We start from the raw sequence: 7,439 nt of genomic DNA on the forward strand, positions 1-7,439 counted from the left end.
GGCCCACCGTGGACGAGCCCCTGGTCTACCTTGCGCAGATCGCGCGGATTACCGGCGTCGGCCGTGCCGCCGTCAAGAACTGGCGCCACCAGTACGACGACTTCCCGGACGCTGTGGGCGGTACGGACGAAAGCCCGCTGTTCCGGCATTCCGAGGTGATGGCGTGGCTGCGCACTCACGACAAGATCTTCGAACCCGGGCCCCCGAAACCCCCTGCCACCCTGACGCTCGTCGGCGGGCAGACGGTCACTGTCCTTGGCCCCAACCTCTTCTCCAGCTCCTACGGCGAGGTGGTGTTTGAGGAGCTCGGCGGCTTTGTCGAGCACGACGCCCTCATCCCCTGGCCGCGGGTTGATGTGGCTCGGGCGGAGGTGCCCGGGCACCCGCCGTTCATGGTGGACCGGGCCGACGTGGACATCAGCTACGGAGCATCGCCGACCGTGAAGTTCCTGCAGCTGCTCTGGCGCACCGAGCAGCGCCGCCCTCTGCCCATCCCCCCGGCCGACGGTCCCACGCACACCGAGGAGGCACAGCGATGACCGACACCGTCCTGGAGGCAACGCCGCAAGAGTCCCTGCCCGAAGCGCTCGGTGCGCGGAGGATTGCCGGTCTGCTGGCGCAGCACTCGGGGGAGCCGGTGACGGCGGATGACGTTGCCGAACTCGTCGCGCACAAGCACCTCGTCTCCTGTGATTCGTACAAAGGCCACCCGATGTATGCGACGGCCGATGCGCTCGCGCTCGACGCCGAGCTTGTGCGCGGGCTGGTCGCCGAGCGGGTGGCGTGGGAGGCGGCGAGCCTGCCGCGGGATGCGGCAGCGGAGCGGATCGGCTGGCACTGGCGCGACATCGCGCGCATGGGCGCCGAGGGACGGGTCACCGTCGGCAGGGGCGGCCGGTACCTGATCGCGGACGTGGACCGGCTCGCCGAGGAGGCCGCCGGCGAGCAGCACATCACCGCGCAGGCCGCCGCCGACGTGCTGGAGATCCGGCACCCTGCTGACTGGCGGTACGTCGAGGCCGCTGGCTGGGTGGAGCCCGTCGGCTCCTACGAGCGGCCGGTCGGCTCCGGGCGGCGCACCGTGACCGTGGCGCTGTTCCGGCTCGGCGACGTTGAGGATCTGCGTGATCTGCCCGGGGTGGACTGGGAAGCGGTCCGGGGCCTGCCCAAGGGGACCCTGTCGCCGTTGCGCGAGTACGCGCAGCTCGCGCCGTCCCGGGCCGTCACGGTCAAGGCGTTCGCGCAGGCATTGGCCGACCGGCACGGCGTGACCGTGTGGGCGTGGAACTCGCCGTACTCGGGCGGCTGGGAGCTGGACTGGGAGCGGGGCGAGGGCGCCCCGGGCAAGGACCAGGTGGCGGGCGAGCTGGCCGCCGACCCGGCGGCTGGCAGCTATGCCGACGAGATCACCCTGTGTCCGCGGTGGGGGCGGCTCACCCGGCAGGCCCGCGCGCTGCTGGAGCCCGACGCCGCGGTGGTCCTCGACACCGAGACCACCGACCTGTACGGGCAGACCATCGAGATCGCCGTCATCGACGCCGCCACTGGCAAGAAGCTGATGGACACTCTGGTGAAGCCCACCGTGAAGATCACGCCGGGTGCCCGCTGGGTGCACGGTATCTCCGACGAGGACGTCGCCGACGCGCGGCCCTTCGACAGGGTTCTGCCCCGTCTGTGGAAGGTCACGAAGAACCGGGTCGTCTGTGCGTACAACGCGGAGTTCGACCGGTCCGTGGTCCTCGGTGACATCCGCCGGGTGGAGCGGAAGCCGATGCACCTGGAACCCTGGGACAACTGGTTCTGCCTGATGGAGGCATACGCCGCCTGGCTGGGCTCCGGCCGGTGGTTGCGGCTCGGCGGTGGGCACCGTGCGCTCGGGGATTGCCAAGCTGCCCGGGACGTATTGATCGAGATGTCCAAGGGGCGGGGTACGGAGTTCACGCCCAGGGCGAAGTAGAGCGGCCGGCCGGTGTCGGGGTGGTGGGACGGCACGATCCCACCACCCCGACACCGGTGAGGGCGCCGACGCGCCACCTTCCGGAGGGTGCACCTGCCCGGCGCCTCCCGGCAGCGGGGTGGCCCAGTTGCTGCGCAGCTCGAGCGGCGTAGCGTTGATCACGTGGCCAGTGCCGATCCTCGCCAGAACGCGAAGAAGGACCGGCTCCCCGAGTGGGTCAGGGGCGCCTGGGCAAGCTGCCGAGGCACTTGGCGGATTTTCACTCTGAGCAGGTTCAGGAAACTCGCGCTGTACGTCATAGCCAGCAGCGTGCTCGTTGTAGGAACGTTTTTCGTCTGGTTGGGCACGATCACGGGCTACGTCACGGCATACGAGATCTTGCTCGGGCTTACCAGCCCGTTCGGTAAGGCGACACATGGCGCCCTGCAGCAGACGCTCGCGGCGATCTTGCGCTTCCTGGGATGGCTCGCGCTCCCGACCCTGATCGGTCTCTTCGCTGCTCAGGTTTTCGCGCGCAGGCTTGCAGCGATCAAGGATCCCAATGACCCGCTCGTGACAAATGTCCGTGATCTCATCAAGGCCTCGGGCAGCACTCCGGGCGATGCGCCAGGGGAGGAGTGATGAGCTTCCAAGGGATGCTGAACGGTGATGGCACACCGGAAGAGGTATCGTTCGCAGCCAGATTCGTGAGAATCCATGATTCCGACAAGTTCACGGCCCAGGACCACTGGGAACGTACCCTGAAACTGGCGGTCCCCAACCCGTGCCCGGATGGAATCGGGCAAGCGAAGTGTTGTCACGAATACGCGTTCGCAGGATTGTCACCGCTGGCCAAGCACTCGAAGTGCCCTTGGTGCTTGGTCAAAGCCGGGACGTGAGAAAGGAGCCGTTCCGTTATGAGCGGCAAAATAGCCAGCGCGCACCGAGCCGGTACAGATGCTGAGAACCTCGCCGAGACGGAGAAGTTCAGCATCAGTCTGCTCAAGGCAGCATTCCCTGACGCGTCAGAAACCACCTTGGTGGGAGGCGCGAGAGCCCTGGCCCAAACGACAATGGCCGAGGTACGCGAAGGCAAGCCGGTCTCGAAGGAGGCCATTGATGAAGCGGCGCGGCGTCTTGCGACTGTCTTTGAGCTCCCCGAGCCTGATCTCGACTGACAGCCTGCCCCGGCTCTCCTGACACCGGCATCACCACAGGTCACACGCGCGATCCGCCAGCACGTGGCAGCCTCCGGGGTTCGCGGGCTCGCGCCTTTGGGCGCCCGCGTGCGCCCCTCGATCCGGGCGTGGAGCACCGCCGACACCCAATGGCCTGCTCCACGCCCTGAGGGCGCCTTGAACCATGTCTCGGGGCTGTTTCCGGATACCGCCCCGAGTTGTTCGCGTGCAACGAGCAGTGATCGCAGAAACGAGGCCGGGCAATCCGGTCCCCCACCCATCCGGGTGACCGGCGGCTCCGGCAAACTGTCGCTCGGCGGCCGTAGGTACCCACGCCCCGCGTGATACTGGGCCAGGAGCGACGCGGGGCTGGATGCGGGATGTGTTGTCATATGCAGATCAACGACTGAGGCGGCCTTCGGACCCGGGCAGGACCAGGGCCGGGTTTGCCGGTGCAGGAGCTCCCCCCTCACCTGGCCGCGGTCAGCCGAAGAGGTGGCCGAGGACATTTTCGGGTCGGCAGATCGCGCAGGTGACGGCTTCCTCCGGGTCGGCCAGCATGCGCAGGGCCCCGCGGTCGGTGGCGAGCTGCTGCGACAGGGCGCCCTGGGCGCAGTCGAGCCGGTACATGACCACCTCGTAGGCGCTCCCGGGCGGGGCCTCGGAGATCCGCCAGCGGTGGCGCTCGTCGGCCGGGGCGGGTCCAGGGCTGCGTAATCCTCGCCTTCGATCGGTTGGACGGTGGGGTGGCGGGCGGCGAATTCGACTTCCATGACGTCCGGGACGGGCCCGCGCGGGGTGTCACGTCTGCTCGGGAGCGTCACGAGGAGGTCGTACCATCATTCGCCCCGGAAGTGCCGGTGCCGGGTCACCCGCACCTCGAGGACCTGGTCGCCCTCGAGGCAGACGAGGACGCGGGGAAGCTGGTCCCGGGGAATGCCGTCCATGTCTCGAATGCTAGTTGCGCCGCCCCGTGCCCGGGCGCGGGCCAGATCCGGCAGACTGCCCGCGTGACCCACAGCATCCCCTCCATCCCGCAGGCACTGCCGTCTGCCCCGGCGGCGGGGGCCGGCCGGTGAGTGCCCCCGTGCTCGTGTTGCAGCTGGCCGCGCTGTTCCGGTGGGAGCAGCACCAGCCCGGCGGCTGCCGGTGCCTGTGCGGCCTCTACCACCGCGAGACCCCCGGCCCCTTCGGCGCCAGCGGCTGCACTGCCGCCGGCGAGCCCGGCCTACTCCTCCGCGTCGAAGCCCCCGGGGAATCGAGCGAGCCCCTGCCGGTCTGCCGCTCCTGCTACGGCATCCTTGCCCGGCTCGCCGACGCCTCGGAGCACGACTGCTGATAACCGCCGTCCTGCTCCGAGGGCGGCTGGGCGAGGTGTGTGGTCAGGGCAGTGCCTGCTGGAGGGTCGCCACCAGGGAGCTTGCCCACTCGGCCGCACCGGCGGTCGCTGCCCGAGAAGGGCGGAGGTCAGGCGGTCGGCCAGGATCCGCAGCCTGCCGATGTTGCGGGGCGTACTGGCCTGGAGCTCGCTGTCGAGGCTGTCCGTGGCCCGGAGTACCTCTGCCTCGCTGTCAGGGGCCAGGGCCAGCGTCCGGTTCCGGTCCGGATCAGCCGGGTGGCTTCCCGCAAGGCCCTGCGCGTCGGGGCCTGTGGCGGTGTGCTGTGTCTGTGTGACGCTGCGGAGGCGGTAGCCCGCCGTCGTTCTCGTAAGGCTCCGCGTCCGCAGGTGCGGAGCCCCCCAGCGGGCCTCCGGGTCGCGGCCGCGCACTTGGTCGAGCAGTCCGCGCCCGTACGGCGAGCGGATCCGGTCGGACAGGCCCCCGCTGTCCCAGGAGAACGGCTCCTGGGACTCGGGATCGCGCCGCTGGGCCAGCGCGCGGGCCTGCTCGACGTCCTGTCCGGGCTCCAGCATCAGCACCGGCAAAGGCGGTACCGGCGTGGAGCACCCCCCACGTCCTGGTTCGTCGACGGCTGATGGAGCCGGGCAACCACCAGCGCTTCGCCGACCGACCGCCGGGAGAACGTCCTGCGGTCCTGCACATAGCTCTCCGGCCCGCTGACTGCCTGTGCGAGAACTCCCTAGCCCCTGCGGATAGGGCCCGCTACGCCCGGGTCTGGCTGGTGCGGTGTCGCCCGCGATCCGTGTCGTACGCGTTCTGCGTGCGGGCTTCTGGACTGATCGAGGTGTCCACTCCGCCATCGGGCAGCAGCTCGGCGGGATGAATGTATCCGTTGGGGTCGATGGGGCCGGGCGCGCGTCCCCACAGCGGCGACTGGAACTCGCCGACGGCGCCCAAGAGGGCCTGCGTGTACCTGCTGACCGCCTCGGGAGGCGCCGTCTCCTCCAGCTCGGCCCGGGCCTGCTGAAGCTGCCGATAAGCAGTGGTGAGCGCCTGTCGGCGGACGGCGGCGAAATCATGGGTCGTCATGATTCGAGGCTAGTTGAAAGCCCCCAGGCCCTGGGATCAGAAACAGGAACTGAGCCGGTAGGCCCGGCGCGCATCGCGCCGGGCCTACCGGGGTGGGTCGGGTGTGGTGGCCTACCGCTGCTCGACGACGTCTTCCGAGATGATGCCGTCGACCACCATGCGCTTGAGGTACCGCTGGACACTGCGTGCGCCGACAGTGACGCGCTCGTCTTCGGCGATTCTGGCTCCGCTAACCGTGCGGCCCAGAGAGACGTATTCGAGAACGACGGCCAGAGCCCTGTCGTAGTTGTCCTGCTGCTGTTGGTCCCGACTGCTCTGCTCCTGCTGCTCCCGCTGGCTTCGCTCGTGACGTGTCTCGACGCTCTGCTCCACGACGTCGAGGACGGGCTCACTCGCTGGCTGCGGGATATCGCCATCGGGGAGTTCGATGACCTGCTGGCCTACCGGAAGCGCGGTCTGCGTGGGGGGATTCTGGAGCTCGCGCTGGGCGGGGATGGCGTCGGCCGGCAGTTCCATGATCGGGTCCGGGGAGGGTTCCGGGCTCAGGGGGAGAGTGTGCTGCTGGACAGGAGCAGGCGTCAGGTTCGGGGTGTACGGCGTGTAGTTGTAGACCTGATCTCTGGTCAGGGCCCCGAGGCGTAGCTCCGTCTTGAGGTCGAGGGGTGCCTTGAGGCGCCACGCCCGCCCGTACACGTTGCGCAAGGCCGTGATTGCGCGGACGCGCTGCCGCTGGTTTTCGAGGGCGCCTTTATAGCTGGTCTTGGCCTGCAGTCGCATGGAGCGCCACAGGTGGAAGGTGGGGAAGGGGGACAGGATCCAGTTGATGAAGGGGATGGGGTCTGCCCGGGTACCGGTGGCGATACCGACGTTCACCTTGTAGAAGTGTGCGACGACCTCGGTGAAAGCGACCCAGAGGGAGGGCAGCGCTGCGTGTGCGACCTGAGCGTCGAGATCCGAGGTCGCTGTGACATTGAGGTAGATCGTCACGCCGGTGAGGATGTACGGCACCCAGCGGACCCAGCCCAGCCGCATGTTCAGCCGGATCAGGACCAGGTAGGCCAGCCCGAATACGGGGATGGCGATGTCCACGGCCGCAGGGACCAACTGAGGGTGTTGGAACCCTCTCGTGCGCATGTGGGCCGTGACATTGCCGAAGGATGAGTAGAGGCCGATGACACCGACGGTGACAGCACCGAGCAGCACGACCACCAGGACGCCCCACTCGGCGAGGGTCAGTTTCGGCATGCTCCATTGGCCCTGAGCTCCGGCGCCCTCTGAGACAGGAGCCTCAGCGTCCGCCGTTGGCTGCTCAACGCGCTCCATCCCGCTCCTTCCGTGACACCCAGTCATGACGCGTACCCGATAAGCAGGTTCATGCTACCGGTAAGTCTCATAAGTTTCATGAAACTTGACAAGAAAACAGTATCTGCATCTCTCCATGGGTGCAAGCGACACGCCGGACCGCTCCAGATAATCAACCATTTTTCTAACTCTTCATCAGGTGAGCTCGCAATGAGGAGGCAGTTATCGACTATCAGAGGTACAATTTACCGAGGCCAGCAAACCCCCACAGATCCGGGGTTTTAAACCGTCAGCCGATTGAAGCTAGCCAGGTAAACAAAAGGCCACTTGCTCCAGGCCAGAATTCCCGATGGAAAGTGCGCCCTCCACGAGTAGGCCAATGCAGTAACCATGCAGCCATACAGCCGGCTCCACGATCGACTGAAATCATTAACTGAGACAAGCAAGGAAATAAAAGCACTAAGAGATATGCGGTTTTCCTTCCTCTGGCATTTCGCGAAGCGAAATGCCAAGGGTTTTTATGTGTTTCGGGGCGCTTTAGCGCCACGCCTGGATTTAGATACTGCGCGAAGCGCAGTATCTAAGCGCTAGCGG

The 7,439-nt window shown here is 67.4% G+C and carries 8 protein-coding genes; 5 read left to right on the top strand and 3 right to left on the bottom strand.

The features are described from left to right. Positions 1-8: 8 nt before the first annotated feature. The 4 genes from AB0E98_RS31690 (at position 9) to AB0E98_RS31705 (ending at position 3,114) form a co-directional block, all read left to right on the top strand. Positions 9-539: a hypothetical protein gene (locus AB0E98_RS31690; protein ID WP_361709419.1), complete on the top strand. Its 531-nt coding sequence runs from the start codon at positions 9-11 to the stop codon at positions 537-539. Then, entirely contained in the window at positions 536-1,957 is a 1,422-nt protein-coding gene (locus AB0E98_RS31695) for a 3'-5' exonuclease (protein ID WP_361709422.1), read from the top strand. Before AB0E98_RS31690 ends, AB0E98_RS31695 begins: the two co-directional genes overlap by 4 nt. 162 nt (positions 1,958-2,119) lie before the next feature. Then, complete coding sequence (locus AB0E98_RS31700; protein ID WP_361709425.1) at positions 2,120-2,578, top strand: hypothetical protein; 459 nt, start codon at positions 2,120-2,122, stop codon at positions 2,576-2,578. A gap of 275 nt (positions 2,579-2,853) precedes the next feature. Beyond that, the gene (locus AB0E98_RS31705) at positions 2,854-3,114 is read left to right on the top strand and encodes a hypothetical protein (RefSeq protein ID WP_361709428.1); all 261 of its coding nucleotides are present in this window, start codon (positions 2,854-2,856) and stop codon (positions 3,112-3,114) included. Positions 3,115-3,597: 483 nt separating this feature from the next. Here AB0E98_RS31705 and AB0E98_RS31710 read toward each other — a convergent pair whose 3' ends face one another. After that, a complete protein-coding gene (locus AB0E98_RS31710; protein ID WP_361709430.1) occupies positions 3,598-3,744 on the bottom strand; it encodes a hypothetical protein in 147 nt (48 codons plus the stop codon). A 445-nt stretch (positions 3,745-4,189) separates the two neighbouring features. Between AB0E98_RS31710 and AB0E98_RS31715 the strand changes: the two genes are divergently transcribed. Then, on the top strand, positions 4,190-4,453 hold the full coding sequence (locus AB0E98_RS31715; RefSeq protein WP_361709432.1) for a DUF6372 family protein: 264 nt from the start codon (positions 4,190-4,192) through the stop codon (positions 4,451-4,453). Positions 4,454-5,216: 763 nt separating this feature from the next. Here AB0E98_RS31715 and AB0E98_RS31720 read toward each other — a convergent pair. Together AB0E98_RS31720 and AB0E98_RS31725 are read right to left on the bottom strand one after the other, a co-directional pair. Continuing rightward, positions 5,217-5,543, bottom strand: a complete 327-nt coding sequence (locus AB0E98_RS31720) for a hypothetical protein (RefSeq protein ID WP_361709435.1) — start codon at positions 5,541-5,543, stop codon at positions 5,217-5,219. 111 nt (positions 5,544-5,654) lie between these two features. Further along, positions 5,655-6,788 (bottom strand): DUF2637 domain-containing protein, encoded by a 1,134-nt coding sequence (locus tag AB0E98_RS31725; RefSeq protein WP_361709436.1) that lies wholly within the window; start codon positions 6,786-6,788, stop codon positions 5,655-5,657. Positions 6,789-7,439 lie beyond the last annotated feature (651 nt).

This window comes from Streptomyces sp. NPDC037389 (assembly GCF_040636475.1).
GTDB lineage: Bacteria > Actinomycetota > Actinomycetes > Streptomycetales > Streptomycetaceae > Streptomyces > Streptomyces hesseae.

What these genes read in the sequence shown, in the direction of transcription:
- AB0E98_RS31705 (WP_361709428.1), top strand. Translation starts at nt 2,854, where the DNA reads ATGAGCGGCAAAATAGCCAGCGCGCACCGAGCCGGTACAGATGCTGAG.
- AB0E98_RS31720 (WP_361709435.1), bottom strand. Translation starts at nt 5,543, where the DNA reads ATGACGACCCATGATTTCGCCGCCGTCCGCCGACAGGCGCTCACCACT.
- AB0E98_RS31725 (WP_361709436.1), bottom strand. Translation starts at nt 6,788, where the DNA reads ATGCCGAAACTGACCCTCGCCGAGTGGGGCGTCCTGGTGGTCGTGCTG.
- AB0E98_RS31695 (WP_361709422.1), top strand. Translation starts at nt 536, where the DNA reads ATGACCGACACCGTCCTGGAGGCAACGCCGCAAGAGTCCCTGCCCGAA.
- AB0E98_RS31710 (WP_361709430.1), bottom strand. Translation starts at nt 3,744, where the DNA reads ATGTACCGGCTCGACTGCGCCCAGGGCGCCCTGTCGCAGCAGCTCGCC.